Here is a 24159-nt window from a genome sequence, read left to right as displayed (position 1 = left end):
AATTAAACTCTCAATCCTTAAATGGGATAAATATTAATACAAAAGATAAATGAGCATATTAATTCTTACGGCATGCATTGCGTTTTTAATCATTCAGATTGCCTGGTTTAAAATCAATCCGTTTATTGCCTTTATCATAACAGCTTTATTAGCAGGTCTTTTTTTAGGCCTGCCAATAAACACTTTGTCTCAAACCGTTCAAAAAGGTTTGGGCGAAATGTTAGGATCGATTACATTGATTATTGTTTTTGGAACCTGTATTGGTAAACTTACCGTTTCATCAGGCGCCGCCAATGTCATGGCCAAAACAGTTATGGGATGGACCGGCAAAAAATACGTTCGTCTTGGCTTAATGATTACTGGATTTATTGTTGGGATACCGCTATTTTATAGTGTTGGATTTGTTTTGTTAGTTCCATTAATCTTCTCAGTAGCCCATCAATTTAAACTTTCAAAAGTATATCTGGGAATCCCAATGTTAGCTTCCCTTTCAGTAGCACACGGTTTTTTGCCGCCACATCCGTCTCCAATGGCCTTGAGCAGTATTTTAAATGCTGATATCGGACTAGTTTTAGTCTACGGAATCATCATTGCGATTCCAACTATTTTTATTGCGGGTTTGTTGTTTTCTAATTTATTAAAAAACATCAAAACAGAATCAGATCATGAAATTCTAAATGTCGAAGAAGTTGTAAACGCAGGAAAACAACCAAGTTTTGCACTGAGTTTATTCTCTGCATTATTTCCGGTTTTCGGATTAACGTTGACTTCGATATTACCTATGATTTCACAAAATGAAACATTAATAAATATTTGTAAAACAGTTGGGGAACCAAGTATGATTATGCTGATTTCTTTATTGATTTGTACCTATACTTTAGGAATCAGAATGAACAGAAGCATCAAATCAGTAATGGATGATTATGCCGTTGCTATAAAAGATGTGGCTCTAATTGTTTTAATTGTGGGTGGTGCCGGTGGTTTAAAAGAAGTTATGATTGTGAGCGGTGTAAACGAAACGATTGTAACGACCCTGACACAAATAAACATTCACCCGTATTTACTGGCCTGGATGATGGCAGCGATTATTCGCATTTGTGTTGGGTCTGCAACAGCCGCTGGATTAATGACCGCCAGCGTTTTATTACCGTTACTTCAAACAGCTGGTCTCGATCCTAACCTACTAGTTCTGGCTGTTGGAGCCGGAAGTCTAATGTGCTCGCATGTAAACGATCCAAGCTTTTGGATGTTCAAAGAATATTTTAATATCAGCCTGAAAGACACGTTCAAATCATGGACCGTCATGGAATCTCTAGTATCTGTTTTAGGAATCATTTTCGTTTTTATTTTAAACTCTATAATACATTAATATCATGAATTTATTACCACAAGAAAAATTTGACACTCTTGGTTTGTCTCTTCCGCCGGCGCCTCAGCCACTTGGTATATACAAACCATATTTAGTTGATGGTAAATATTTATACCTTTCAGGTCACGGGCCTGTTAATGACGACAAATCCTTAATCATTGGACGAATTGGCGATGACATGGATATCGAAGAAGGAAAATTAGCAGCAAGACAAGTCGGCTTAACAATGCTTTCTACAATTGTAACCAATTTTGGAAGCCTGAATAAAGTAAAACGTGTTATAAAAGTTTTAGGAATGGTAAATTGCAATGGCGATTTCCTGAGACATCCGTATGTTATAAATGGCTGCAGCGAATTGTTTGCCGAAGTTTGGGGACAAGAAAACGGAATTGGAGTAAGAAGCGCCGTAGGAATGGGTTCTCTACCAGACAATATTCCTGTCGAAGTTGAAGCCGTTTTTGAATTATTTTAGATTAAAAATTTAGCCCACAGATTTTACGGATTAAACAGATTCACACAGTTTATTTAATTGAACCATTAAGATATTAAGTTTATTAAGAAGCTAAGCTTAATTTTTCTTAACCTCATAAGTTTCATTAAGTCAAGCTTAATTTTCTTAATATCTTAATGGTAAAAAAAACATTAAATGTTTAAACATTAATCATTCAGTTGAACCATTAAAATATTAAGTTTCATTAAGAAGCTAAGCTTAATTTTCTTAGCCTCATATGCTTCATTAAGAAGTCAAACTTAATTTTCTTAATATCTTAATGGTAAAAAAATTATTTGAAATCTTTGGAAAAAAAACAATAACCATGAATACAACACCACAAACTAGAATTGCAACTTTTGGAGAATTATTACTTCGGATGAGTGTTGCTGATGGAAATAGGTTTACGCAGGCCAACGAAATAAAAGTACATGTTGGCGGTGCCGAAGCAAATGTTTGTGTTTTACTTTCTCAACTCGGTATTCAAACCGATTATATTACTCGATTACCGCAGAATGATTTAGCACAATTAGCCTTAAACGAGCTTCAGAAATACAAAGTCAATACTTCAAAATGTGTTTATGGCGGAGAACGTTTAGGATTGTATTTTGTCGAAGCCGGAAATCAAATCAGGCAATCGCAGGTTATTTACGACCGAAGCAATTCTTCATTCGCTACCATTCAAAAAGATCAGATTAATTGGGATTTGGCTTTAGCTGATATTACTCATTTTCATTGGTCGGGAATCAGTCCGGGAGCTTCTAATGAAGCAGGATTAGCTTGTAAAGAAGCGATTCTTGCAGCACACAAAAAAGGTTTGCCAATTTCTTCTGATTTTAACTTTCGATCAAAATTATGGCAATACGGAAAACATCCATCGGAGATTATGCCGGACTTGCTGCAATACAGCACAATTACCGTTGCTGATCTAGATGCGATTGAAATTTATTTTGGAATAAAAACGGATAACAAAGATTCAGACGAAGATCGTTTTCATAAAACATTTGAATTATTAAAAGCAAAAATGCCTTTTCTAAAAACACTGGCAATGAGTTTTAGAAAATCAGACGGACCTGCACATTTATACAAAGGTTTATTGATTCATGAAGGCAATTTTTATCAGACACAAGAACATAAAATACACGTTGTAACAGACCAAATTGGTTCCGGAGACGCTTTCAATGCAGGATTATTATATGGATTATCCCATAAATTTTCCGGACAAGAATGTATCGAATGGGCAACGGCTTGCGGCGTCATCAAACAAAGTATTCACGGAGATTTTGCCATAACAAGTCTGAATGAGATAAGTCATTTTATTAAAAACGGCTCAAGTAATAGAATTAACAGATAAATAAAGAATATGTACAGCATTTTAAAAGCACAAGGCGTACTTCCGTTAGTAACACAAATCAATATTGAAACCGCACAGATTGTATTACAATCGGCGGCTGATGCTGGCATAAAAATTATCGAGTTTGCTGCTCGTGCAGATAACGCTAAAGAAGTTTTTACTCAAATGATCGCCTTTAAAAAAGCGAATAATCTTGATGTTAAAATAGCTGTTGGATCGATTTTAAGTGTTGATGATGCTGAAACTTTTCATCAATTAGGAGCAGATTGTATTGTTTGCCCTCACACTGATTTAGAGATTGGCAATTATTGTTTCAAAAATAATATTTACTGGATTCCCGGCGCTGCGACTTTAAATGAAATACTGCACGCTAATAAATTAGGAGCCGAAATTGTAAAGCTTTTTCCAGCCGATAAAATTGGCGGTCCAGGATATGTAAAAGCCATTAGAGCACCTTTCCCAAATTTGAAAATAATGCCAACCGGAGGCGTAACGCTTGAAGAAAGCAATTTGAAATCATGGTTCAAATCCGGAGTCGTTTGTGTGGGAATTGGTTCTAATTTATTTTCGAAAGAAATGCTTTTGAACTTAAGTTATGAAGAATCATTAAACGCTTTTCAAAATTTAATTGAAGTTGTAGAAAAAACCAGAAACTAAAAGTTATGCAAGACAATTGGTGGAAAATTAATTCCGAAATCCGCGTTGATACGCCATTTTTAGCTGTTTACGAAGATCGTATTCAGTCAAATATTGAGCGTTTAATTGAATCCGTAAATGGCGAAACTCAAAATTTACGACCGCATATAAAGACACATAAAATTGGTGAGATTCTGGATTTATTTAAAACCTACAACATCAATAAAATAAAATGTGCTACAATTGCCGAAGCTGAACTTTCTGCCATACATGAAATTTCAGATGTGCTTCTCGCCTATCAGCCCGTTGGAGTAAAAAAAGAAAGATGGATTTCATTGATTCAAAAATATCCAAATACTGCTTTTTCGACTATTGTTGACAATTTTGAATCGGCGAAAGCCTTAAATGAAATTGCGGAGAAAAATAATTTGAAACTTACTGTTTATCTGGATCTCAATACCGGAATGAACAGAACCGGGTTTTCAACTTCTGAAAATTGGAGTGCGTTGATTATTGCCATTATTCACTTAAAGAATCTTCACTTTACAGGAATTCATATTTATGATGGTCATTTAAAAGGCGATCTGGACGAACGAATTGCTGCGGCTTCAAATGCCTTTTTCAGCATCAATGAAAAGATTAAGGAAGTAGAGCAGAATTTAGATTATAAACTAAAAATTGTCGCCGGAGGTTCAAATACATTTCCGTTTTATTCATCAGAAAAAAATGTAGAATCAAGTCCCGGAACTTTTGTTTTTTGGGATTCAAATTATCAAATTCATTTACCGGAACAAAATTTTGAACCGGCTTTGGTTATTGTTGGAACCTTAATTTCAAAACCAACGAGTACTACATTTTGTATTGATATTGGATACAAAGCTGTGGCTTCTGAAAGTCCTATTGATAAAAGATTATTGATTTTAAATGATGAAAATCTAATCCCAACGGCACATTCAGAAGAACATTTGATTATAGAAAACAGAGGAAAAAACGAGTATGCTATTGGCGACACGATTTATGCCGAGCCTTATCATGTTTGCCCAACTTGCGCCCTTTATGATTCGGTTCAGGTGGTAAATGCAGCGCATGAAATTTGCGATCAATGGCAGGTTGTTGCCCGCAGCAGAAAAATTAATATCTAGCAGCAAAAAAAGAGAATAAAGGAAAAAGAATAGAAAATAGAGCGAAGAAGAAAGAGAAGAGATCTCATAATAACACTTGTATAAAACCTCTGAGCCTTTGGAACTTTGTGCCTTAAAAAATAATACTATGTTTATAATAGACGCCCATTTAGACCTGAGCATGAATGCGATGGAATGGAACAGAGATTTAAGAAATGATGTTCCCACGTTGCGCCATCTCGAAAAAGGAATGACAGACAAACCAGATCGCGAACGCGCTACGGTTTCTTTTCCTGATTTACGACGCGGTAATATTGGTATTGTTGTGGCAACTCAAATTGCAAGATTTGTAAAACCTGACAGCATTATTCCGGGTTGGAATTCTCCTGAACAAGCCTGGGCACAAACTCAGGGACAATTGGCGTGGTACAAAGCAATGGAAGAAGCCGGAGAAATTACAGCAATTACCGACAAAAAATCATTACTAAAACAAATAGATTTATGGAATGACGGAACGCCAAACGATAAAAAACCTATTGGTTATATTTTGAGTCTGGAAGGTGCTGATTCTATTATTGATGTTTCGTATTTAGAAAAAGCATACAATTACGGATTGCGCGCGATTGGACCTGCGCATTACGGACCCGGACGTTACGCAAACGGAACGGACGCAACCGGAAAAATGCAACAAAACGGACTTGATTTATTGAAAGAAATGGAGCGTTTGAATATTATTCTGGATGCAACGCATTTATGCGACGATGCTTTTTGGCAGGCTTTAGATCATTATAACGGGCCTGTTTGGGCAAGTCATAACAATTGCAGAAGTTTGGTTGATCATAACCGTCAATATAGCGATGAAATGATTCAGGCTTTAATTTCTCGCGGAGCAGTTATTGGCGGAGCTTTAGATGCGTGGATGTTAGTCCCGTATTGGGAACGAGGCGTTTCGACTCCAAAAGGCACGAATTGCAATCTGGAAAGTATTTTCAAACACATGGATCACATTTGCCAATTGGCCGGAAATGCAAATCATATTGGTATAGGTTCTGATCTTGACGGTGCCTTTGGCACAGAACAAGGTCCGCATGATTTAGATACGATTGCCGATTTACAAAAATTAGTTCTGATTTTTAAAAACAATGGCTATTCTGATGACGATTTGGATAAAATCTTTCACCAGAACTGGATCAATTTCTTAATAAAAAATTGGGATTAACTAATATGGCAGTCTGCAAAGAATATCAAACTTGTTTTTTTGCCACAAATTTCTCGAATTTTCTCGAATTTTTATTTTGAAACTGCTTAAAAAACTAGTCCTAAATTGCACAGATTTATACAGATTTGCTAATCTGTATAATTAAGTAATTCGGGGTAATTCGAGAAATTCGTGGCAAGCTTTTTTATATTATTTTGGTTTGGTATTTGCCACGTATAGTCATATTAAATAAAAACTAAACTGGGAACTGCCTTCTTATACGATTGTAATTTTTCGTCGTTTGGATCAACTTCCGTGACAACGTAATCAACCTCGGATAAGTTGGCAATTTTCATTTTTAGAACTGTATCCAGTTTTTCAGAAATAGTAAGAATCGCTGTTTTTTCAGAAGCCTGAATCATTGCTTTTTTTACCTGAACGGTTTCCCAATCAGAATCTGAGAAACCACCTTCGATATCAAGAGCATTGGTTCCTAATATTAACAAATCGACTTTGATATTAGCCAACTGATTATAGACATCACCGCTCACACACATTTGACTATAAGACGAAATGCTACCGCCAATCATAATAATTTTAACATTGGGTTTGTCCAGAAGTTCAACGGCTGACAAAACGGTAACGGTAAAAATAGTAAGATTTAAATCATCAGGAATCAAACGGATGAACTCACGAATTGTAGTTCCTCCACCAATTAACAAAACCATTCCGTCATGAAGTAATCCTAAGGTTTTTTGCGCAATGATTTGCTTAGATTCACCTGCATAAGTTTGATTATTAGTCGAAGAATGGTGATATGCTTTTGTCATCGCACCGCCTTTTACCTTAATCAATAAAGATTCTGATTCAAGTTCGTTAATATCACGTCTCACAGTATCTTCTGAAACAAATAATTTTGCCGAAAGTGTTTCAAAACTTACACGGGTATGCAAATTTATCTCTTTTAGAATAAGATTTTTACGCTCTTCCTTGGTGTAATTCACCACTTCATTATCAGTATTCATGCAAATATGTTTTTGTTGGAACAAATGTAAACAATAAATGCAATATTATTGCGAAACAAATTACAACACTAAGTGATGAAAAAGTTAATTGCGCTATTTTAAAGACATTTAAAGACAAATAAGTTTTGCAAAAAAAATGCAAACTTAACATACAAAACATAAATTTGTTTAACAAACCAAAAAAGCAACCATGCACAAACGTATACTCCTCTTTTTGATATTTTGTTATTACTTTGGGAACGCTCAAACTTCTTCTGATAATACTACTATAATTCCTGCTCCAAATTCATATAAAGCAACCGGAGATAGCATTCGTTTAAACGGAAAAATAAAAGTTGTTTTTGAGAATCATAAATTCAGTGCAAAAGAATTCAAAACGGCACAAATTTTCGAAGCTGCCATAAACTCAAATTTAATAAATAAAAAAAGCAATGTTGAAGTTTTGTTCATTACCAAAAATCCGTCTTCATCTTTAAAAAAAGAAGCGTATAAAATCAATATTACGCCTAAAAAAATTACCGTTACAGGAAGCGAGGAAGGATTATTTTATGCAGTTCAGAGTTTATTACAGCTTTTACCCAATAAACCAAAAAATGAGGAAGTAAAATTGCCTTGCCTAACGATCGAAGATGAGCCCAGATACAACTACCGCGGGCTTCATCTGGATGTTTGCCGTCATTTTTTCTCCGTCGATGTTATAAAAGATTTTATAGCACAAATGTCCAGTTATAAGTTAAATAACTTTCACTGGCATTTAACGGACGATCAGGGATGGAGAATTGAGATAAAAAAGTATCCAAAACTAACTGAAGTAGGTTCAAAAAGAGCACAGACTTTAGTGGGAAATAAATTCGAAAGATCACCCTATTTTTTTGATGGAAATCCGTACGGAGGTTTTTATACTCAGGAAGAAATCAAAGACGTCGTGAAATTTGCCGAAGATCATTATGTTAATATTATTCCGGAAATCGAAATGCCCGGTCATGCAACTGCAGCCGTTACGGCTTATCCAAATTTATCCTGTTTTCCGGATCGTCAATATAAAGTTATAGAATATTGGGGTGTTTTTGATGATATTTTCTGCGCTGGAAAAGAGGAAACCTTTACTTTTTTAGAAGATGTTCTAACTGAAGTTATCGCTTTGTTTCCGAGTAAATATATTCATATTGGCGGAGACGAATGTCCGAAAACAAGATGGAAAGAATGCCCGAATTGCCAAAAACGAATCAAAGATTTAGGATTAAAAAACGAACACGAATTACAAAGTTACCTGACCACCCGAATAGAAAAATTCCTAAATGCACACGGAAGACAAATTTTAGGCTGGGATGAAATGCTCGAAGGCGGGCTCGCACCAAACGCAGCTGTAATGTCATGGCGAGGTGAATCGGGCGGAATTAGCGCAGCAAAACAAAAGCATAATGTAATCATGAATCCGGAACAAGTTCTTTATCTGGATTATAACCAAGGCTATTCACCACAGGAACCTTTAACCGTAGGAAGACTAATTACGGTTGACAAAATATACAATTACAATCCAACTCCTGTTGATAGCTTAACGGTGGATGAACAAAAATACATTATGGGTGTTCAGTCTAATCTTTGGTCAGAATATATAACAAGTCCGGCTAAATTAAATTATCAGCTTTATCCACGAGTATTTGCCTTAGCAGAAATTGCCTGGACAGAACCTCAAAACAAAAATTACAATCATTTTATTTTGAACCAAATTCCTTATCATTTAGAAAAACTGGAAACTCAAAAAAGATTATACAAAGTTCCAACTCCTTTCGGCTCGACCGAAACCGCTTTAATCGCATATAAATATGTTTTGGATTTAAAACCAACCATCAAAAACGGACAAATTTTCTACACGATTGACGGTTATAATCCGGATGAAACTGCAGAACTTTATACAAAGCCTGTAACGATAAATATTCCGAAAGGAGAATATCGAATTATCAAAACCGTTCAAATCAGTCCGAGCGGAAGAAAAAGTTCTATCAATAAAATACTGGTTAGAAACCCAGATCTAAAATCGGCCTTAGCCATAAAACCAACGAAGAAAGGTTTGAAATTTGATTATTACACAGGAACATCATTCCAACAAGTACAAGATCTAGAATTAATAAAACCTATTAATTCGGGTATTTTTGAAGGCGCAGTTAGAAGTGAAAAATGGAAATCAAAAACAGAGCGTTATATCGGCTTAAAATTTGACGGATATGTCTATATCGCAGAAACGGCAAATTATACCATTTCGACGCTTTCAGACGACGGGTCTAAGCTTTTTATCGATAATGAATTAGTGGTTAATAACGATGGCATTCATTGGCTCAACGAAGCTTACGGAGTCGTAAAACTCGAAAAAGGTTTTCACAAATTGAACATTAGTTATTTTGATCAGATTGGCGGGACTACTTTAAGTTGTTTTATCCAGCAGGAAGGAAACGAAAAACAAGAAATTATTGCTTCGCAATTGTACTATGAATAGGATATAAAAAAAAGCATTCGCCACCGCGAATGCTTTTTATTTAAATTTCGTAGAAATTATTTGCTTATAGCTTTACTTAAATCTTCAAAATCATCATCTTTTAGATTGTAACTTCCGCCGCCATAAAAATAATACGCAGGTGATCCAGTTTTTGCATTTACAACTTGTAGATATTTGTTTGCATTCATACTCACATATCTTAAATAATAGATGTCTTCATTATTTAAAATCTTCTTTTGCAAATCCTCATCTTTTATAAACTGATACTTATATTTATAATCTTCTAAAAGTTTTTTAAGATCCTTTTCATCTCTAAGTTTATCAGTAATTTTCCAAGGACTAAACTCCATCATATATGCCTCAGGAATATAAAGTGTAGCTTCTTTTAAATTTTTAATTTCCGGTTTTGTAAAATCATCATAAAGCCCGCTATGTTCTCCTTTGCTAATGATTTGATTAATGTCCTGAAAATAATTTTTCAACATTCCTAAATTGGTATTAGTAAAACTATTTTCTGTATATATTTTTTCAAATACAATTTGTGCTTTTTCATCCGTTCTTGCTTTCATTGCCTCAGCTATGTAAACAGCATTAGCAGATAAAGGAGCTCTCGCAATATAAATTAAATCTTCTCTGAAAAGCTCTTTTATTTTTCGGTCATAGTTTTTGTCGTCTGGTTTTAACTTTTTTAATCGCTTATCGATTTTTTCTTTATCTAAAATTCTTACAGCAAAATTGGTATGAACAAACGTAGTTCCTTTTGAAGTTATTTTTATATCTGCGTCAAAATCAGCAATTGAATAAGTTCCATCAGCATAATCTAACATTTTAAAATCTTTATATTCCACGACTTTATATGGTGTAACTGTCCAGACTTCTTTCAGGATTTTTTCATAATCTTCTTTTTTGTTAATTTGAGGTAATACAAAAATAGTAGTTGTAGCCTTAAATCTTTCTAGCTCTCCTTTTTCAAAAGGATCATTTGCGCCACGATAAGAAGGAGTCACAGCTACCTGAGCATAATTTTGAATGCTTAGGGCAAGCATTACAATAAGTAAAATTCTTTTCATTTAATACGATTTTTTTTTGGTGTATATTATTTTTAGGTGCGGTAAAAATAGTACAAAAAAAACGCATTCAATTTAATGAATGCGTTTTTATATCAACTAAATATATGTTTAGATTATCCTTGTAAACTTGCTGATAAATATTCACGGTTCATACGTGCGATATTTTCAAGAGAAATTCCTTTAGGGCATTCTACTTCACAAGCTCCAGTATTGGTACAGTTACCAAAACCTTCGTGATCCATTTGGTGAACCATGTTTAAAACACGATCAACTGCTTCAATTTTACCTTGAGGTAATAAAGCATATTGAGATACTTTTGCAGCAACGAACAACATTGCCGATGAGTTTTTGCAAGTTGCAACACAAGCTCCACAACCAATACAAGCAGCAGCATCAAATGATTTATCTGCATCGTGTTTGTTAATCGGAATTGTATTCGCATCAATTGTATTTCCTGAAGTATTTACAGAGATAAATCCTCCTGCATGTTGAATTCTGTCAAAAGAACTTCTGTCAACTACTAAATCTTTAATTACCGGGAAAGCTTTTGCTCTAAATGGCTCGATAAAAATCGTGTCACCATCTTTAAACATACGCATGTGTAATTGACAAGTTGTAACTCCTCTGTCTGGTCCGTGTGCTTCTCCGTTAATGAATAATGAACACATTCCGCAAATTCCTTCACGACAATCGTGGTCAAATGCTACTGGCTCTTCACCTTTGTTGATCAATTGTTCGTTAAGAACATCAAGCATTTCAAGGAAAGACATATCTGGTTCGATTCCGTCAATTGGGTAATCAACAATTCCCCCTTTATCTTGGGCGTTTTTCTGACGCCATATTTTTAATGTAAGTTTCATACTGTTTTAGTTTGAAAGTCCTAAAGTCGAAAGTCGAAAGCCTTCTTTGAGACTTTTGACTTTCGACTTTCGACCGAATTTTATTTGTAGCTTCTTTGAACTAATTTAATGTTTTCGTAAACCAGAGGTTCTTTGTGTAATACGGCATCACTTGGTTTTCCTTTATATTCCCAAGCTGCAACATATGCAAAGTTTTCATCATCACGAAGTGCTTCTCCTTCTTCTGTTTGGTATTCTTCACGGAAGTGACCTCCACAAGATTCATTACGGTGCAATGCATCTTTCGCGAACAATTCTCCTAACTCTAAGAAATCGGCAACACGTGTCGCTTTCTCTAATTCCTGATTAAATTCGTTAGCGCTTCCAGGAACTTTTACATCTTTATAAAACTCTTCACGTAAAGCAGCAATTTCTTCGATAGCTTCAGATAAACCTTTAGCATTACGAGCCATACCAACTTTATCCCACATGATTTTTCCTAATTTCTTATGGAAATAATCTACAGAATGAGTTCCTTTATTATTGATAAATCTGTCAATTTGATCTTTTACTTCTTTTTCTGCTGCTACGAATTCTGGTAAATCTGTAGAAATTTCTCCCATTTTAATATCCGGAGCTAAATAATCTCCAATAGTATAAGGTAATACGAAATATCCATCAGCTAAACCTTGCATCAAAGCAGAAGCTCCAAGTCTGTTTGCTCCGTGATCAGAGAAGTTAGATTCTCCAATAGAGAAACATCCCGGAATTGTAGTCATTAAGTTATAATCAACCCATGTTCCACCCATTGTGTAGTGAACCGCAGGATAAATCATCATTGGCGTTGTATAAGGATCTTCGTCAACGATTTTGTAATACATCTGGAATAAGTTTCCGTATTTACTTTTCACGATTTCAGCTCCTAATTTAGTTACTAATGCTTTATCATTAGCATCTAAACCTTTTACAAAAGCTTCTTCAGTTCCGTAACGATTAATTGCTGCTGCGAAATCTAAGTAAACAGCTTCTCCGGTTTTGTTAACTCCAAAACCAGCATCACATCTTTCTTTTGCAGCACGAGACGCAACGTCACGAGGTACTAAGTTACCAAAAGCAGGATATCTTCTTTCCAAGAAATAATCTCTCTCAGCTTCAGATAAATCAGTTGCTTTTTTCTTTCCTTCACGAATTGCTTTTGCATCTTCTTGTTTTGCAGGAACCCAAATACGACCGTCATTACGCAACGATTCAGACATCAAAGTCAGTTTTGACTGGTGATCTCCAGAAACCGGAATACATGTTGGGTGAATTTGCGTGTAACAAGGATTTGCGAAAAACGCTCCTTTTTTATGTATTTTCCAAGCTGCTGTTGCGTTACTTCCCATAGCATTTGTTGAAAGGAAAAATACGTTTCCGTATCCTCCTGAACCAACTACTACCGCGTGAGCAGAATGTCTTTCTATTTCTCCTGTAATAAGGTTACGAGCGATAATACCTCTCGCTTTTCCGTTCACGATAACAATGTCTAACATTTCGTGACGGTTGTACATTTTTACTTTTCCACGACCAATCTGACGGTTCATTGCAGAATAAGCTCCTAGCAATAATTGTTGTCCGGTTTGTCCTTGTGCGTAAAAAGTACGAGAAACCAAAGTTCCTCCAAAAGAACGGTTATCTAAAAGTCCACCATATTCACGAGCCAATGGTACACCTTGAGCTACACATTGGTCAATAATATTAGCCGAAACTTCAGCCAAACGGTGAACGTTTGCCTCACGTGCACGGTAGTCACCACCTTTTACAGTATCATAAAATAATCTGTAAACCGAGTCACCATCCCCTTTATAATTTTTTGCTGCATTGATACCACCTTGTGCCGCAATAGAGTGCGCACGTCTTGGTGAATCCTGAAAACAAAATGCTTTTACGTTATATCCCTGCTCAGCCAAAGTAGCCGCAGCTGAACCTCCAGCCAAACCTGTACCAACGATGATAATATCTAAATTACGTTTGTTTGCAGGGTTTACTAAATTAATATGATCTTTATAATCTGTCCATTTGTCCGATATTGGGCCGTGTGGAATTTTTGAATCTAATGCCATTATAATTGATATTAATTATTGAAATGATGAAATAATGCGATAATTACGAAAAGTGCCGGTACTACAACTGCAAAACCGTAACCTACTTTACTTAAAAATCTTGAGTACTTATTATGCATCCCCATTGATTGAAGAGATGAACCGAATCCGTGCCAAAGGTGAAACCCTAATAACACAAATGATACACAATATATTCCGGTACGAATTGGGTCATGAAATTTATGAACTAATTCATCATAATATCTTGTAGCATCTGGTGCAACACCTGCAATATATTTATAGTTAACCTCCGGAAACCAGAAATCATAAAAATGCAATCCTAAGAAAGCCAAAATAACCAATCCAGAAATAATCATATTTCTAGAACTCCATGAAGCATTTGCAGCTCCGTTGTATTTTGCATAAGCAATTGGTCTCGCAGCAGTATTTTGAGCAGTCAATACGAATCCCATAACGAAATGGAAGATTACTCCGATTGCCAAAACTGGTTGCATTACATATTGAATCAGCGGATTGTATCCCATAAAGTGAGATGCTTCGTTAAAAACATCTTTACTAATAATAGAAATGAAATTTAAGGAAACATGCAGCGCTAAAAACGTGATTAAGAATATTCCCGAAAGGGCCATAGCCACTTTCTTTAAGATGGAAGCATTCAATAGTGCAGATTGTGCCATAAGTGTTTAAGTAGTTTGTTTTAAAAAATTACACAAAAATAACTCAATTAACAAAGAACTACAACCATTTCGCTGTTATTTATAATGATTTTAAAATACATTATACATAAGTACTTTTACGTATGAAAAATAATCAATACCAAATAATTTTATTATAAAAAGCTATTAATATACCTTTTAAAGAAGCGAATTAGTACAATCCCATACAATCCGGATCATCTCAAAAATTTATCATATTAGTATTTTAAGTAAACTTTTAATTTGTTTTCTTCAAAAGTGTCGTTCGGTACAATTTTTATAGATTTAAAAAGTTGTCATTCCATAACATAATTTTACCTTTATCAGCTTCAAAAAAAATGATAATGAAAACAGGAATTGACGCTATCTCTTTTGATGTAGCCAACATACATTTGCCCATAAAAACTTTGGCAATAGCCAGAAATATTGAACCCGAAAAATTAGAAAAAGGTCTCGGATTAATTAAAATGACTTTGCCTGACGTTCATCAGGATGCGGTTGTTTTTGGAGCGAACGCTTTAACCAAACTAATTCTTGACAGTGAAATAAACTTAAACGAAGTTAGTCGGATTTATGTGGGAACAGAAAGTGCAATCGATAGTTCAAAACCAATTAGTTCTTTCTTAATCAGCTTGATGGAACAGAAATTTGGAGAAGATTCCTTAACTGAATGCGATGTTGTCGATTTTACTTTTGCCTGTATTGGCGGTGTTGATGCTTTGCAAAACTGTATTGATTTTGTAAAACTAAATCCGACCAAAAAAGCAATTGTGGTTACGACCGATTTTGCGAAATACGATTTAAATTCCACCGGAGAATATACACAAGGCGCCGGAGCTGTTGCAATGCTGATAACTTCGAACCCAAAAATTATTGCTTTTGATGAAAATTGGGCAACAAGTACAAAAGGTGTTTTTGATTTTTTCAAACCCTACAGAACTATCTCAAAAGAAGCCATTAACCAAAACGAAAACAACGATCCGTGGTTTGATAATTTAGAAGCCGAAATAGAAATCCATAAAGATCAACCGGTTTTTGACGGACAATATTCGAATCAATGCTATATGGATCGTACGAGATCTGCTTACTTTTCATTCAAGAAGTTAAAAAACACGACCGAAACATTATATAATTCATGGAATAGTATCATCATGCACCTTCCCTATTCTTTTCAGGGACGCCGAATGTTATCTGAAATATATGCTTTAGATCATGCTGATAAAATTATTGCAGAAAATATCGAACCAGCAGATTACCAAACTAAAATTAAGGAAGTTGGAAAATCTGATGAATATAAAAAGTTCGTAACCGAGAAATTACAACCCGCAGAATTAGCTTCATCGCTAATCGGGAATCTTTATACAGGATCTATTTTTATGGGATTATTATCAACTTTGGCGCATTATTATGATACAAAAACAGATGTTGCAGGAACTAAATTCGGATTTCTTGCTTATGGAAGCGGATCAAAATCGAAAGTTTTTGAAGGAACAATTCAACTGGAATGGCAATCGGTTTTAGCCAAAGTCAAACTTTTTGAGAATCTGAAAGAAAGCACTGAAATTGATTTTGAAACTTATGAAAGTCTTCATAAAAAAGAACAAAAAGAAAGCATTCGAACTCCTAAAAATGAATGGGTTTTAGATCGAATCGAAAAAGAAATTCCTAATTTGATTGGAGCGAGATATTATAAGTGGGTTGAATAGTTAAATTAGGAATTTTCTAAATTCCTAATTCCAATAAAAAAAAAACCGAAGCTAATTGCTTCGGTTTTTTTAACCTTATTCTTTATTTAATTCTTCATCATAATGTTCTTTGATTTCTTTCAGGATTTCAAAAACTACCTCATTGTTCTTTTCTTTAAAACGCCTTGCCCAAAAGCTATAAATCCAGGTTGTGGTAAGTTGTGAACTATACTCTACATTACTATTATTTCTTTCTGAATCTGTTTCTGAATTTTTATTTACTAAATCCAAAACGGCTTCTGACGCGTAAGGACTTATCTGGTCATAATAATATTTAGGAAATTCCTTTTGAGAACCAAAAATCATTGTTTTGTAAATCTTATTTAAAGCCTCTTCAGGATTTTCAGTTTCATAAATATCTTCATGACTGTTTAATAAAGCATCGACAATAAGATTCAAATTGGACTCAACATAAATTTTATCTGATAAAAAAGCGTAAAGAAAAGGACTGTAAGTATCAAAAGTTTCCTTTATCGCTTCAGGATTTTTTCTTATCTTTTTATCAACCTTTTTTATTTCTTCATCATAGGCGAACCCTCTTTCAATTGCACTTCTTAATTCCATAAAAGACTGACCTTTTTCCAATTCCATAAAGCTGAACAAAAAGATCTTTGTAAGATCCTGCGTTTTTTCATTATCATAATTCTGATCTTCAAAGAGTTCTTTAAAGTATTCTTTTGTATCAATATCAGGAAAACTCATTTCGTTAAAACCGTAATAATCAGATTCTGACTCTGGCTCTTCACCCTCTCCTTCCCCTTCACTTTCCTGATAAACCGTTTCTTCTGTTTCATTTACCGTATTTATGGTTCCTATCATACTATCACCACTATAAGATCGTACTTTTAAAACATTTAATATAGACAGATATAAGGAAAAAGCAAAAATAAGGATTGAAATAAAGACCAATAAATAGTTAGATAACTTATTTATTTCACTAACTGATTCTTTTATTCTTAAAAAAAGACTTATAATCAAACTGGAGATCATTATAATTCCTATGGAGAGAAAAAATCTATAAATATAATCAGAACTAACAACTCCGACTTCCAATTTTAAAACGGAAGAAATAATAGAAGAAAGGAAAGTTAAAACACCAAAAATCGCATTGATAAAAAATGCGTTCTTCCAAAATTTATCAATCGACATTTTCTCCTTATCTATTTGATCATTTGTTGAATCTGAATAAATAACAGCAACTATCAATTTTTGAATTATTATTGAAATTGTCAATAAAATTAAAGGCGAAAAGCCAATTATCAATAACTGAATTGTTGGTATTAACTGAATATCATCATAATATTGTGCTTTAAAAACAAAACCAAAAATCAGTAATATTATAGACTGGGTTATTAAAATTATTTTATAAGATTTTATCATTCTTCGTCTGAGTTTGAATTTGGGTCGTAATATTGTTTTATTTCATTTAAGATTATCGCAATTTCTTTACTATTTCCCTCGTGATTTCGTCTGGCCCAGAAACTGTAAAACCACATAATATCAGCGTCCCTAAATTCAGAATTATCCAAAAACTTTTGAGATTTAAGTTTTTCAATTGTTTCGTCAGAGAAATGTTTTTCAAAGTCTGAATAATGCTGCTCCATATTAGGTCGGGGAGTATCGTAAGGAACATCCATGGCCTTATAAATTTCACTTAATTTTTCGCTTTCTGCACCAATATCATCATAAGTCAACAATAAGCCTTCTACAATTTTGTCGAAATTAGCATTGCGATACGTTTGTGGTGAAATAATACTGTAAATAACTGATCTGTAATTCTCGAACCCTGAATAAAGATCATTAGGACGTTCTCTCAGATTATCAATATACTGAACCAAATAATAATAGTCGTTTTCAGTGATATGATCGTCTAAACTTCTGCCAATCAAAATCCTGACATCATAAAAATTATATTTTCCGGTAATTCCTCCCCAATCCGGAATTAAAGAATTCCAAGACGAAATTAATTTCGATTTTTCGACCTCGGCATCTACTTCTTCGCTTTCATCACTTTCACCTGAATAATCTTCTGATGCTTCACCAGTATCAGATGACAGTCCTTTTTCATCTCTTTCTTGAATATATGTTGCAGAGCGCTGCATAGAAACAATTATGAATATCGAATCGAAAATTACGGAGCCACCAATAATTAAAAGACTGAAGATGAGAATTACGATTCCCATTGATTTATTTGTTTTCCAATAAATCCCTGCTGCCAACAAAAATGACGCTGTCACTAAACTTAATAAAATTACGAGCAGTGATCTGGAAAGCACTATACTGTAAAAAATAATAGGATAATCAAGTACTAATGGATCTCTTTGGGCAATACCAATTAAAAAAATGGTAATGATTACCAAAAAGAACAAATTGCAATAAAAAGCGAATTTCCAGAAATTTTTCTGACGCTTTTTCTTTTGTATTTCTTCTTCAGTTTCTTCAATAGTTTCAGGCTCTGAAAACAAAGTAACAGTTGAAAGAAGAAGACAAACAATAAAGAAAATTAAAGGAATTGCATATCCATAATTAAATTCATATGGATGAAGTCCTCTAATATTAAGTAATTTTTGAGGTCTGTAATTCATTACAATTAAAAGACCAAGTAAAAGAGCGGGAACAAATTGAAGTAAAAGTACAGTTTTAAAAAATTTGGTTTTTTTGTCCATAATTAGGATTAGTGGTTGTGTAGGAATTTGCCCAAAACTATTAAAAAAAATTAACATTTAATCTAAAAATCATTTTTTTGACATAAAAATGAAATATATTTTAACTTGAGTTATATTACAATTATAATAATTTGATTTACAGTAATTTAACATTTATGAATTTATTAAAGCAAAAAACCGAAGCTAAAACAGTTTCGGTTTTTAATCAATCCTTTTTATGCTGTTCTGTATAATTCTGTTTTCCTTTAATGGATTCATCTTGCGTTTGCATTCCGTTCGCCATTCCTAACATAAAGGCAGTCATAATTACAAGTATTTTTCGTTTTAACCAATGAAGTGGTCGTTTAGATTGCGCTAAACATGTTTTGTTTTTGTGTTTATACATTTTGAAAATGATAAATGATTAGACATTATTTTATCATCATATGCGTTGAAGCGCATAAAAGCCTAGGATTTCTAAGCGCTGTATAAACTTTGGTAAAAATTATTTGAAGTGATTATTTCGTTTACAAAGACAGATCGTTTTATAAATGAATTTATATTTTGATAAAGATATGTTCGCCATTTTAAAAAAACCAGAACCTGAAAAGTGCAGATTTGCTTCACTTCCAGAAAATTTATAGGAATTAAAAATGCGATTTTTATTCGGGAAATAAATTGATTGAATATGTAAACACGAGAAGTTGCAAAATCTAATTCTCTTCTTAAAATAACATACGAAGATCGATAATAATCTGATTTTTTCGATTGAAAATCTACCGTACAATCATTCGCAATCAGACTAAAAGCCAGAAAGAGTGAAAGCAGATATTTTAGATATTTATTCAATCGATTTGATTTGGATTATTTTTCCAGTTGAACGAAAATACGAATTAAAACAAAACCCACAATTTTATGACTCATTTTGTTTATTGATTACTTTTTTTGCTTTCGGTTCTATAAAGCAACAAACCCAATCCCAAAACAAAAACGACGCAACTCAACAACATACAAACTCCGTTTTTCAATACAAAAAAAGAAAATCCTATTGCTGGCGAAGCAAGAATAACCATTAAGGAACTTGTTGTATTTGTTTTGATAAAATTGAACGCATGAATAGAAAGCCCAACAAATAATAATGACGGACCAACAATAATAAATGGGTATAAAATTGATGGAGTATTACTAATTTGTTGACTTAATGCTTCTCTGGCGAGATCATTATTACCAAAACTCCACATTATAAAATCGATTGTACAAAGACCAATATGCGCCATAACACCTAAAGCGGTGACAATTGAAGCTATAGTATTTAATCTGTTTTTAGGAAACATGTTATTAAAGAATAATAAAAAACATGCTCCCATAAGATTAAACCAATGAGCAAAATCGATTGGTTTTTGAAAGTCCGGCAAAACTTTAGAAAATAGTAAATAACTGATCAGAAAAAATAATAATCCCAAAAGGCAAAGGTGTTTAGTTGTCATAATTAATTTTTAAAATTGATGAGACAAAACTAAATCATGAAACTTGCTCAGATACCAATATTATTGACTTTGGTACAAAACGCATTGTTTTAGGTACGAAATTATAAGGTCAATAAACTTTCTTTATAATTTTTAGAAACCGGAAGCTCAATTTGAGTCAGAATAATTGTATTTTGGTTTCTCCAGGATTTAAAATGCAATGGATTTATTAAATGAGAACGATGAATTTGCATTAAAAAAGTAAAATCTTCCTGGACTTTTTTAAGCGAAGACCGAATTATTTTTGAACTGAGTTTACCATTTTCTAAATAAAAAATCTCGACATAATTTTGTGCATTAGAAATACAAACCAAGTCAGCTTTTTTGATTTTTAGAATATCTAGTTTATTTTCTCCTTTAAAAATCAGAATATCATCTTTTACTGGAATCAATTTTATCAAATATCGCCTCGCCAAAACAATTACAGGAGTTAAAATCAAAGTAACTTTGATAAATATTATCGAAGAGAACTCCGCTAAATTATATCCACCTTTTAAAATCGGGCTTTTATAATAACCGAAAATCCCAGTTAAATAAATCAAATAGAAAAATAGAATACTTGCTATTTCTAAGCTAATATTCCATTTTCCTGTTTTTTTGTAGATCATTTTTTGAAGAAAAGCAAGAATTGAATAACCTAAAAATGCCAGCAAACTAAACCCAAAACTCATTAAAAACCAAGATCTGAAATTTAAAGTTCCGTCATCAAAAGGTTTTATAATAATGGCGAAAATAAAAATCCATAACGCAATAAGTAATCCTACTATTAAATTATGTTTTATCGACGGATTTAATTCTTTCATCTTTTTTAAAGCAATTATTAATGTACAATATTAGAATAAAAACACAAAAAAAGAAGGAATTTACCCCAAATTTATCTTGAAAAAACAAAAAGATTGCAGATTCTCAAAAAATAAATCCAAATCGAAAAAGCTCTTTTTTGTAAGTATTTATCTAAAAAATAATTTGTATTTTTATCACAGTCGTATCCGAAAAACTTATAGAGTAGGAAACCCAAAAAACAAATTACTATGAAAAATTTCCAAAAATTATCAAAAGAAGAATTGAAATCAATTAACGGTGGCACTGGTGCACCCTGCACACCATGGCCGTTATGTAATGGTCAAGAAGTCACTTTTTATACCATAAACTCATGTGGTTGGTATTTATACAAAACATCAACAAATAGTATCTGTATGGAATACGGAGCGACATAATCATCAATTTATTAAAAACTGCTATCAACAAGATGGCAGTTTTTTTATGCTCAATCTTTTCATTACTGAAAAGATTAATCTGTTTTATAATTAACTTATATCCCTCAATCTAATAATTTTATTATCTAAAAACTCAAAAACAGACTTTCCTGTTAAGTTTAATTGTTCTCCTGTTTTCATTCCGTTCGGCAAATCCATTGCTAAAACACCATGATAATCAATATCTATTTCGGTCTTAGAATCTGAATGTCTGAAGGTTTCCACAGTTTGAAATCTTTTCGAAAAATACTTTTTTGCTTCTTTCGCCTGATTTTTAAATTCTGCGAATCCTGTTAAAGTCATATTTACTTCACCATTTTGGATATTCTCAAAAATAATTTTATCATCAAAATCAGCAATCATTTTATCAATATCAAATTGATTGTAACCATCAATATAATTCTGTATTATTTTTTCTCTGTCAATCATAATATTAAAATAGATTATTATTAATTACAAATATTCAGTCAAATCCAGTCGCTCAAATTTAACTTTATATTTTTGAACGTATTCATTCCATTCTGGTTTATGTGGTTCATTATTATAAATTGAAGCTGCATAATCAACAATTTCTTTACTAAAATGATTTCCAAAAACAGCGTTAAGATTTTGTATTCCGGAATCAATTACGCGTTTTAAAATCGATACTTTATCTATTCCGTTCTCTTTACAAACCTTATCGAGCCATAAACCTTTGCCAATTTTCACATATTCTTCGAGCAAACTTTCTGTAATAAATTCAGAAGGAACATCGTTTATATTCGGTTCATGTTTGCCATTTTCAAATGTCGTTAAAATCAATTCTTCAGAATAAAATTCACTTGGAAACAACGAAATCAAGGTTCCGCTTTGAGCCGCTTTTAAACAGAGTTCTTTTGTTATAAACTGATCCGGAATTTTCTGAATCGCAAATCCATTTTTACCAACTATTTTTTCACAAAGTTCCGGCGTAATAAAGTCCTTATCGACATAATCCAAAGCATGAAATGTAATTTTCAATGCTAACTCAAACAATTCTTTGGTTTTAAATTGAGGCGGAACTATTTTTAAATCTCTATAATTTGAAGCGACTCTTTTTTGCCAATATTCGTAAGTTTTCGGCGGCGGATTATTTTGTTTTAAAACCAATTCTCCATGCTCTAATTCGCGCATTAATTCTTCGAAAGTTGTTATTAATGGATTATCCAGATGTTTTCGCAATTCATCTGAAATAATATATTCGTCAGTTTCAGAATCGTATTCGCAATCATTTTTTAAATCCGAATTCTCTGTTTTATCATTGTAATAAAACAAATCATTTTTTCGTCCTGAAAATGTCGTATAATGATCGTCAACAATAAAAACAGGAGATTCAATAATGCCGGAACATTTAAAATTACCATGATTATAGGATGTCATGACAACTTCTTCAGCTGTGACATTTCCTTTTATTTCAACATAAGAACCGCCTAATAATAAACTTTGGCAAGTCACATTTCCGCTAATAAAAACATACGGTCCATAATCTCCTTCGGCATTTATGATGGTGCCGTTTGTGGTGAAATTTCCGTTTATTAAAATGCCTTCGATTCTTATGGAATCAATTTCTTTTAATGGAAGATTCAATATACTGGAAAGCCATTTTTTATGTTCATCTTCATAAAGATCGAGATAAAAATCGCCTTCAAAATTTACATTTTCATCAGAAACTAAAAAGAAATCTTCGTCTTGCCAATCTTCAGAATAATCAAATCCTTCGTGATCGATTAAAAATGGATATTGCGTTTTAACGTCTTTAATGGTAACTAATTTGAAAACTGAATTGTGCATTTTATTTTTTATTGAATGGCTTCGGAATTTATATATCAAGATTACGCAATTCTATTATAAAAATCAACAACAGTCAGAAAAATTGTATTTTTATGCCACGAGAAACAAATCGCAAAATGTATTTTACAAACAAAGACTTGTTTCCCACCGAAACCAAAAACGTAACCGAATTTTAAATATCTTTGAACTATGAGCACAGATACAAAACCAAAACATATTGGGCGAAACATTAGCCGAATCAGGGAACTTAGAGATATGAAACAAGACGCACTTGCAATTTCAATGGGTGTAAGTCAGCAAACTATTTCTATTATTGAAGGAAGTGAAACCGTTGACGACGAAAAACTAAAAACAATAGCCGGACTTTTGGGCGTTACTCCTGATGTTATAAAGAATTTTTCAGAAGAAGCTGTTTTCAATATTATTGGAAATACTTATCAAGATAACGCTTCATCTGTAAATCATGGCTGTACATTTAATCCGCTTGATAAACTTCTTGAAGCTTTTGAGGAGAATAAAAAGCTTTATCAACAATTAATTCAGGCTGAAAAAGAGAAAGTTGCTTTTTTAGAGAAGTTGTTGAGCGAAAAATAATTTTCATTTAAGATTTTATAATACGTTATACACCTTTGTCAAAGTTTTAAAACTTTGACAAAGGTTTTTTTATGCGCAATATTGTCATTCTGAGGAACGAAGAATCTTCGCGATAAATTCCGTAATGTTAAGAAATACTTTGTCGAGTTACTTGCGGAGATTCTTCGTTCCTCAGAATGACAAAGCTTGAG

Annotated in this window: 23 protein-coding genes; 10 read left to right on the top strand and 13 right to left on the bottom strand. The window is 33.2% G+C overall.

Features of this window, described 5'->3' with window-relative positions; all coding sequences use genetic code 11:
- The first annotated feature begins 49 nt into the window (after nucleotides 1-49).
- The 6 genes from KHA90_RS17605 (at nucleotide 50) to KHA90_RS17580 (ending at nucleotide 6189) form a co-directional block, all read left to right on the top strand.
- Nucleotides 50-1369, top strand: coding sequence for a GntP family permease (locus KHA90_RS17605; protein ID WP_213303718.1), 1320 nt, complete (start codon nucleotides 50-52; stop codon nucleotides 1367-1369).
- 4 nt (nucleotides 1370-1373) lie between these two features.
- The gene (locus KHA90_RS17600) at nucleotides 1374-1841 is read left to right on the top strand and encodes a RidA family protein (protein ID WP_213303715.1); all 468 of its coding nucleotides are present in this window, start codon (nucleotides 1374-1376) and stop codon (nucleotides 1839-1841) included.
- A 343-nt stretch (nucleotides 1842-2184) separates the two neighbouring features.
- Complete coding sequence (locus KHA90_RS17595; RefSeq protein ID WP_213303712.1) at nucleotides 2185-3213, top strand: sugar kinase; 1029 nt, start codon at nucleotides 2185-2187, stop codon at nucleotides 3211-3213.
- Nucleotides 3214-3222: 9 nt separating this feature from the next.
- Complete coding sequence (locus KHA90_RS17590) at nucleotides 3223-3870, top strand: beta/alpha barrel domain-containing protein (protein WP_213303709.1); 648 nt, start codon at nucleotides 3223-3225, stop codon at nucleotides 3868-3870.
- A 5-nt stretch (nucleotides 3871-3875) separates the two neighbouring features.
- Nucleotides 3876-4991, top strand: a complete 1116-nt coding sequence (locus tag KHA90_RS17585) for a D-TA family PLP-dependent enzyme (RefSeq protein ID WP_213303706.1) — start codon at nucleotides 3876-3878, stop codon at nucleotides 4989-4991.
- Nucleotides 4992-5118: 127 nt separating this feature from the next.
- Nucleotides 5119-6189 carry a dipeptidase gene (locus KHA90_RS17580; RefSeq protein ID WP_213303703.1) on the top strand — a complete coding sequence of 357 codons (1071 nt, stop codon included), beginning with the start codon at nucleotides 5119-5121 and terminating at the stop codon, nucleotides 6187-6189.
- A 224-nt stretch (nucleotides 6190-6413) separates the two neighbouring features.
- Here KHA90_RS17580 and KHA90_RS17575 read toward each other — a convergent pair whose 3' ends face one another.
- Nucleotides 6414-7193, bottom strand: coding sequence for a DeoR/GlpR family DNA-binding transcription regulator (locus KHA90_RS17575; RefSeq protein WP_213303700.1), 780 nt, complete (start codon nucleotides 7191-7193; stop codon nucleotides 6414-6416).
- A gap of 190 nt (nucleotides 7194-7383) precedes the next feature.
- Here KHA90_RS17575 and KHA90_RS17570 point away from each other — a divergent pair, with 190 nt between their 5' ends.
- On the top strand, nucleotides 7384-9687 hold the full coding sequence (locus tag KHA90_RS17570) for a family 20 glycosylhydrolase (RefSeq protein WP_213303697.1): 2304 nt from the start codon (nucleotides 7384-7386) through the stop codon (nucleotides 9685-9687).
- Nucleotides 9688-9743: 56 nt separating this feature from the next.
- Here the strand turns inward: KHA90_RS17570 and KHA90_RS17565 are convergent, their stop codons facing one another.
- The 4 genes from KHA90_RS17565 to KHA90_RS17550 all read right to left on the bottom strand — a co-directional run bounded on the left by KHA90_RS17565 (nucleotide 9744) and on the right by KHA90_RS17550 (nucleotide 14375).
- A complete protein-coding gene (locus KHA90_RS17565; protein WP_213303694.1) occupies nucleotides 9744-10757 on the bottom strand; it encodes a hypothetical protein in 1014 nt (337 codons plus the stop codon).
- 113 nt (nucleotides 10758-10870) lie between these two features.
- A complete protein-coding gene (locus tag KHA90_RS17560; protein ID WP_072964183.1) occupies nucleotides 10871-11617 on the bottom strand; it encodes a succinate dehydrogenase/fumarate reductase iron-sulfur subunit in 747 nt (248 codons plus the stop codon).
- 80 nt (nucleotides 11618-11697) lie between these two features.
- Nucleotides 11698-13698: a fumarate reductase/succinate dehydrogenase flavoprotein subunit gene (locus tag KHA90_RS17555; protein ID WP_213303691.1), complete on the bottom strand. Its 2001-nt coding sequence runs from the start codon at nucleotides 13696-13698 to the stop codon at nucleotides 11698-11700.
- A gap of 11 nt (nucleotides 13699-13709) precedes the next feature.
- Nucleotides 13710-14375, bottom strand: coding sequence for a succinate dehydrogenase cytochrome b subunit (locus KHA90_RS17550; protein WP_213303689.1), 666 nt, complete (start codon nucleotides 14373-14375; stop codon nucleotides 13710-13712).
- 362 nt (nucleotides 14376-14737) lie between these two features.
- Between KHA90_RS17550 and KHA90_RS17545 the strand changes: the two genes are divergently transcribed.
- A complete protein-coding gene (locus tag KHA90_RS17545) occupies nucleotides 14738-16099 on the top strand; it encodes a hydroxymethylglutaryl-CoA synthase family protein (RefSeq protein ID WP_213303686.1) in 1362 nt (453 codons plus the stop codon).
- Nucleotides 16100-16174: 75 nt separating this feature from the next.
- Here KHA90_RS17545 and KHA90_RS17540 read toward each other — a convergent pair whose 3' ends face one another.
- The 6 genes from KHA90_RS17540 to KHA90_RS17515 all read right to left on the bottom strand — a co-directional run bounded on the left by KHA90_RS17540 (nucleotide 16175) and on the right by KHA90_RS17515 (nucleotide 21112).
- The gene (locus KHA90_RS17540; protein ID WP_213303683.1) at nucleotides 16175-17518 is read right to left on the bottom strand and encodes a hypothetical protein; all 1344 of its coding nucleotides are present in this window, start codon (nucleotides 17516-17518) and stop codon (nucleotides 16175-16177) included.
- On the bottom strand, nucleotides 17515-18804 hold the full coding sequence (locus KHA90_RS17535) for a hypothetical protein (protein ID WP_213303681.1): 1290 nt from the start codon (nucleotides 18802-18804) through the stop codon (nucleotides 17515-17517). Before KHA90_RS17535 ends, KHA90_RS17540 begins: the two co-directional genes overlap by 4 nt.
- A gap of 205 nt (nucleotides 18805-19009) precedes the next feature.
- Entirely contained in the window at nucleotides 19010-19189 is a 180-nt protein-coding gene (locus KHA90_RS17530) for a hypothetical protein (RefSeq protein WP_213303679.1), read from the bottom strand.
- 71 nt (nucleotides 19190-19260) lie between these two features.
- Complete coding sequence (locus KHA90_RS17525; RefSeq protein ID WP_213303677.1) at nucleotides 19261-19632, bottom strand: hypothetical protein; 372 nt, start codon at nucleotides 19630-19632, stop codon at nucleotides 19261-19263.
- 80 nt (nucleotides 19633-19712) lie between these two features.
- Nucleotides 19713-20270: a hypothetical protein gene (locus KHA90_RS17520; RefSeq protein ID WP_213303675.1), complete on the bottom strand. Its 558-nt coding sequence runs from the start codon at nucleotides 20268-20270 to the stop codon at nucleotides 19713-19715.
- Nucleotides 20271-20371: 101 nt separating this feature from the next.
- Nucleotides 20372-21112: a LytTR family DNA-binding domain-containing protein gene (locus tag KHA90_RS17515; RefSeq protein ID WP_213303673.1), complete on the bottom strand. Its 741-nt coding sequence runs from the start codon at nucleotides 21110-21112 to the stop codon at nucleotides 20372-20374.
- 228 nt (nucleotides 21113-21340) lie between these two features.
- On the opposite strand from KHA90_RS17515, the gene KHA90_RS17510 reads away from it, so the two are divergent.
- Nucleotides 21341-21526 carry a bacteriocin-like protein gene (locus tag KHA90_RS17510; RefSeq protein WP_213303671.1) on the top strand — a complete coding sequence of 62 codons (186 nt, stop codon included), beginning with the start codon at nucleotides 21341-21343 and terminating at the stop codon, nucleotides 21524-21526.
- A 90-nt stretch (nucleotides 21527-21616) separates the two neighbouring features.
- Here the strand turns inward: KHA90_RS17510 and KHA90_RS17505 are convergent, their stop codons facing one another.
- Together KHA90_RS17505 and KHA90_RS17500 are read right to left on the bottom strand one after the other, a co-directional pair.
- The gene (locus KHA90_RS17505; RefSeq protein WP_213303669.1) at nucleotides 21617-21994 is read right to left on the bottom strand and encodes a nuclear transport factor 2 family protein; all 378 of its coding nucleotides are present in this window, start codon (nucleotides 21992-21994) and stop codon (nucleotides 21617-21619) included.
- Between the two features lie 24 nt (nucleotides 21995-22018).
- Nucleotides 22019-23374, bottom strand: coding sequence for a bactofilin family protein (locus tag KHA90_RS17500; RefSeq protein ID WP_213303667.1), 1356 nt, complete (start codon nucleotides 23372-23374; stop codon nucleotides 22019-22021).
- A 189-nt stretch (nucleotides 23375-23563) separates the two neighbouring features.
- Here KHA90_RS17500 and KHA90_RS17495 point away from each other — a divergent pair, with 189 nt between their 5' ends.
- Nucleotides 23564-23968 (top strand): helix-turn-helix domain-containing protein, encoded by a 405-nt coding sequence (locus tag KHA90_RS17495; RefSeq protein WP_213303665.1) that lies wholly within the window; start codon nucleotides 23564-23566, stop codon nucleotides 23966-23968.
- Nucleotides 23969-24159: the final 191 nt, after the last annotated feature.

The sequence above is a fragment of the Flavobacterium psychroterrae genome (assembly GCF_018380615.1).
GTDB lineage: Bacteria > Bacteroidota > Bacteroidia > Flavobacteriales > Flavobacteriaceae > Flavobacterium > Flavobacterium psychroterrae.
This window is presented reverse-complemented; position numbering and strand designations above follow the sequence as displayed.

Excerpts from the sequence above, each read along its gene's own strand:
- KHA90_RS17510 (WP_213303671.1), top strand. The coding sequence starts at position 21,341 with ATGAAAAATTTCCAAAAATTATCAAAAGAAGAATTGAAATCAATTAAC.
- KHA90_RS17545 (WP_213303686.1), top strand. The coding sequence starts at position 14,738 with ATGAAAACAGGAATTGACGCTATCTCTTTTGATGTAGCCAACATACAT.
- KHA90_RS17540 (WP_213303683.1), bottom strand. The coding sequence starts at position 17,518 with ATGATAAAATCTTATAAAATAATTTTAATAACCCAGTCTATAATATTA.
- KHA90_RS17530 (WP_213303679.1), bottom strand. The coding sequence starts at position 19,189 with ATGTATAAACACAAAAACAAAACATGTTTAGCGCAATCTAAACGACCA.
- KHA90_RS17595 (WP_213303712.1), top strand. The coding sequence starts at position 2,185 with ATGAATACAACACCACAAACTAGAATTGCAACTTTTGGAGAATTATTA.
- KHA90_RS17505 (WP_213303669.1), bottom strand. The coding sequence starts at position 21,994 with ATGATTGACAGAGAAAAAATAATACAGAATTATATTGATGGTTACAAT.
- KHA90_RS17500 (WP_213303667.1), bottom strand. The coding sequence starts at position 23,374 with ATGCACAATTCAGTTTTCAAATTAGTTACCATTAAAGACGTTAAAACG.
- KHA90_RS17580 (WP_213303703.1), top strand. The coding sequence starts at position 5,119 with ATGTTTATAATAGACGCCCATTTAGACCTGAGCATGAATGCGATGGAA.
- KHA90_RS17520 (WP_213303675.1), bottom strand. The coding sequence starts at position 20,270 with ATGACAACTAAACACCTTTGCCTTTTGGGATTATTATTTTTTCTGATC.
- KHA90_RS17605 (WP_213303718.1), top strand. The coding sequence starts at position 50 with ATGAGCATATTAATTCTTACGGCATGCATTGCGTTTTTAATCATTCAG.
- KHA90_RS17585 (WP_213303706.1), top strand. The coding sequence starts at position 3,876 with ATGCAAGACAATTGGTGGAAAATTAATTCCGAAATCCGCGTTGATACG.
- KHA90_RS17495 (WP_213303665.1), top strand. The coding sequence starts at position 23,564 with ATGAGCACAGATACAAAACCAAAACATATTGGGCGAAACATTAGCCGA.
- KHA90_RS17560 (WP_072964183.1), bottom strand. The coding sequence starts at position 11,617 with ATGAAACTTACATTAAAAATATGGCGTCAGAAAAACGCCCAAGATAAA.
- KHA90_RS17550 (WP_213303689.1), bottom strand. The coding sequence starts at position 14,375 with ATGGCACAATCTGCACTATTGAATGCTTCCATCTTAAAGAAAGTGGCT.
- KHA90_RS17535 (WP_213303681.1), bottom strand. The coding sequence starts at position 18,804 with ATGGACAAAAAAACCAAATTTTTTAAAACTGTACTTTTACTTCAATTT.
- KHA90_RS17570 (WP_213303697.1), top strand. The coding sequence starts at position 7,384 with ATGCACAAACGTATACTCCTCTTTTTGATATTTTGTTATTACTTTGGG.
- KHA90_RS17575 (WP_213303700.1), bottom strand. The coding sequence starts at position 7,193 with ATGAATACTGATAATGAAGTGGTGAATTACACCAAGGAAGAGCGTAAA.
- KHA90_RS17590 (WP_213303709.1), top strand. The coding sequence starts at position 3,223 with ATGTACAGCATTTTAAAAGCACAAGGCGTACTTCCGTTAGTAACACAA.
- KHA90_RS17600 (WP_213303715.1), top strand. The coding sequence starts at position 1,374 with ATGAATTTATTACCACAAGAAAAATTTGACACTCTTGGTTTGTCTCTT.
- KHA90_RS17515 (WP_213303673.1), bottom strand. The coding sequence starts at position 21,112 with ATGAAAGAATTAAATCCGTCGATAAAACATAATTTAATAGTAGGATTA.
- KHA90_RS17555 (WP_213303691.1), bottom strand. The coding sequence starts at position 13,698 with ATGGCATTAGATTCAAAAATTCCACACGGCCCAATATCGGACAAATGG.
- KHA90_RS17565 (WP_213303694.1), bottom strand. The coding sequence starts at position 10,757 with ATGAAAAGAATTTTACTTATTGTAATGCTTGCCCTAAGCATTCAAAAT.